A 3922-nucleotide genomic window follows, 5' to 3' on the forward strand; every position below is an offset into this window, starting at 1 on the left:
GGCAAAAAACGGGTAGCCGGCATCAGCTCTTTTGGTTTTGGCGGCACCAACAGCCATGTGCTGATCACAGAAGCTGCTACGGCAATCAACACTGTTACGGAAGCACCGCATCACCTGTTGTTATTATCTGCCAAAAACAAAACGGCCCTGCAGGATCTGTGCCGTAAATACCTAAACTATTTGCAGCAGGATGATATAACCTTAACACAGGTTTGTTACACCGCTGCCACTGCACGTACGCATTTCCCTTACCGTTTGGCTGTTTCCGCAGCTAATGTGCAGGAAGTACAGGTGCAGCTGCAAAGTTATTTACAGGCTGCTGATACTACGGCTCCGGCTCAGCGTAAGAACGCGCCGCGTGCGGCCTTCCTCTTTACCGGCCAGGGTGCGCAATACAGCGGTATGGGTAAAACCTTATACGAAACCTATCCTGTATTTAAAGATGCAATTGATAAGTGCAGCGAATTATTACAGCCTTATTTACCGGTGGCGCTGACGGATGTTTTATTTAACCCCGCGCATACGGCCTTACTGCATCAAACAGCTTATACCCAGCCTGCATTATTTGCTTTTGAATATGCGCTGGCGCAGCTGTGGATGGCTTTTGGCATACAGCCTGCGGTGGTAATAGGTCATAGTGTAGGTGAATATGCTGCCGCTTGCATAGCCGGCGTATTCAGTTTGGAAGATGCCGTGAAGCTGATTGCTAAACGCGGACAGCTGATGCAGCAATTACCGGCCGGCGGTGAAATGATGGCTATTTTTACTGCAGCTGAAGCAGTGGATGCACAATTAGCCGAGCTGCGGGATACTGTTTCCATTGCAGCTATCAATGGCCCCAAGCTTACCGTAATTGCCGGTGCAGCTGCCGGTGTGCAGCAGGTGGCTGCGCATTTTGCAACGGCAGGCATCCGCACCAAAGCCCTGCAGGTATCGCACGCCTTTCACTCCCCGCTGATGCAGCCCATGGTAGCAGCTTTTAAAGAGGCGGCAGACACTATCACCTACCACAAACCTACTATCAAGTTCATCTCCAATCTGAGCGGCGAAGTAATGCACGATGCGCTGGCTACGCCGGAGTATTGGACACAGCATATACTGGCGCCCGTACAGTTTGAAAAAGGTATTCACATCCTGGAACAAACGGATTGTACGGCCTGGATGGAAATAGGCCCTGCGCCCAGCTTACTGACCATGTGCCGCGACTTTACGGATACGGCTGCACGCCTGCAGGTAATGAGCGTTAAACCCGGCCAGCAGGACCTGCCTTTGCTGCTGGAAGCATTAGGCGCTTTATATGTGAATGGCGCAAACATTCAGTGGCAGCCCGTGTACCGCCCCTGGCCCTGCGCCCGCATTCCTTTACCAGCCTATCCTTTCCAGCACCAGCAATACTGGATAGAAAAACCTGTATCACACATGAACAAGCAAGAACAACCAGCTATGCAACATCGTGTTATTACCCCGGTAGCAGCTCCCAAACCCGCTACCACCGGCGTATTGGAAGCCATACAAAATATTATGGCCGCTGCCCTGCATGCGCAGCCGGATCAGCTGGATGTGCAGCTGCCTTTCCTGGAAATGGGCGCTGATTCCATTGTGCTGGTAGAAGCGCTTAGTAAAATTGAAAAGATCTATGGTATTAAAATAAGTATTGCACAGGTGTTTGAAGAGCTATCGACCATACAAGCCCTGGCAGATTATATTGAAGAACAAAACGGCCCTGCTGTACCTACAATGGATAGTATGGCAGCCCCGGTAACAGTACCTGTAAAAGCCCTTCCCGTGTACCAGCAGCTGCTGCAGGAAATGGAAGCGCTTAGCCTTGACTTTGTGATACAGGCCTTACAGGAGCTGCATATGCCGTTGCGGCAGGGCCATCAATTTCGTTTAGGTGAGATGGCACAACAGCTGAATATTGCCAAACCGCATTACCGCCTGTTACGCCGCATCCTGGAAATGCTGGAAGAAGGTGGCATACTGCAGCAGTACAGTGATGTATGGGAAGTGCTGCAAACGCCTGCATCTGTAAACCCGCAGCAGCGCATGGCGGCTTGTTTGGAACAATACCCTGAAGCGCAGGCTGAGTTAATGTTATTGCAACGTTGCGCAGCTCAATTACCGGCTGTACTAACCGGTGTTTTAAATCCGCTGGAAGTATTATTTCCCAAAGCTGATACCAATGGCGCTGCACAGGTATACACCAATTCTTTTGGCGCACAGGTGCTGAACACCTGTTGCCAGGAAGCGGTGAGCGCCTGGCTGCCGTTGTTCCCGCAGGGGAAAACTGTGAAGATACTGGAGATAGGCGGCGGTACCGGCGGCACTACCACCTATGTGCTGAAAGCATTGAACACAAGGCCGGTGGAGTACACCTTCACAGATATTTCTGCTTACCTGCTGCATAACAGCAAACAACAGTTCAGCGCTTATCCCTTTGTGGATTTCCGCAAGCTGGATATAGAGCAGGATCCTATGGCGCAGCAATACCCGCAGCATGGCTATGATATGATCATTGCGGCCAACGTATTGCACGCTACCAAAAACATGACGCAAACCCTGCAGCATGTACGCTCCTTACTGGCGCCGGGCGGGGTGCTGATGCTGATTGAAGGTGTGCGCAAGCAACGCTGGCTTGACCTCACCTTTGGCTTAACAGAAGGCTGGTGGCGTTTTGAGGACCAGCAGGTACGGCCGGATTATCCGCTGATGTCGCGCGAGATGTGGATGCAGCTGCTTACCCGTACGGGTTTCCAGTCTGCCGAATGGTCATCCCCAATGATGCAGGATCAGAACGACTTTTTAGGATATACGTTTATGATAGCGCAGGCAGTGGTAACCCAGGTGCCGGTGGCTGTTACGCCTGTGAGTGTGGCTGCCATGCCGGTAGCCACTACACCGGTTGCTATCTCTGCGCCTGTTATGCCGGCTGCTGGTAGTGCGCTGGAAAATATACTCCTCAAACAAATGGAGCTCATGAATGCGCAGCTGCAGGTGCTGAAAGGGATGCCTGTTGGTGGGGATGGCGTAGCTGTGATGGCTGGCATAGATAACAGGGCTGCGGCAGATGCACCTGTGTTTGGGCAAAGTGTAGTGCAGGCAGCTGCCGGGACTATGGTAACAACAGGTGAAAGATCAGTAACAGCAACAATGGAAACAGCAGCAGTACAGGAACAACCTGTGGTTGCTATGAAAACAAGCACTGCTCCCATTCGCGCAGCTAAACAGGAAACCGTAAAATTCAATCCCGTAAAGCTGGCAGAAGATAAACCGCTTAGCTTCCGTCAGCTGGCCTTCCTGGAAAATTTTATACAACGTTATAACGCTAAAACCGGCGCCTCCAAAGCTTTTGCGCAGCAACACCGCCGGGTGCTTTCCGACTGGATCAATTCTTTAGGTTTCCGGCAGGCGCTGAAAGAAGTGTTGTACCCTATTGTATCAGCACATTCCGCAGGCGCGCATTTTACAGATATAGATGGTAATGAGTATGTGGATATTGCCATGGGTTTCGGCGTGAACTTTTTCGGCAACAGTCCGGCCTTTGTTACTGCCGCCATACAGGAGCAGCTAACGGAAGGGTATGAGCTGGCTACGCAGTCAGATCTGGCAGGTGAAGTAGCCAACCTGGTACATGAGCTTACCGGTGTGGAAAGGGTAACCTTCACCAATACCGGTACTGAGGCCGTGATGAATGCCTTACGCATTGCACGCACCAAAAGCGGTAAGAGCAAGGTAGCGGTGTTCAAAGGCTATTACCACGGCACTTTTGACGGGCTGCTGGCACAATCGCACAGTGATGGCAGCAACGTATACACTTCACCGGTAGCACCCGGCACTACGCAGGGTATGGTAGAGGATATGGTGTTGCTGAATTACGGCACCGATGAAGCGCTGGAATATATTATAGCCAACGCACATGAGC

The 3922-nt window shown here is 51.5% G+C and carries 1 protein-coding gene; it reads left to right on the forward strand.

Annotated elements, in window-relative coordinates; genetic code table 11:
• Positions 1-3922, forward strand: a 3922-nt coding sequence (locus VIM87_RS30635) for an aminotransferase class III-fold pyridoxal phosphate-dependent enzyme (RefSeq protein ID WP_332000668.1), incomplete at both ends; no start/stop codon positions are given.

This window comes from Chitinophaga sp. (assembly GCF_036569125.1).
Classification (GTDB): Bacteria; Bacteroidota; Bacteroidia; order Chitinophagales; family Chitinophagaceae; genus Chitinophaga.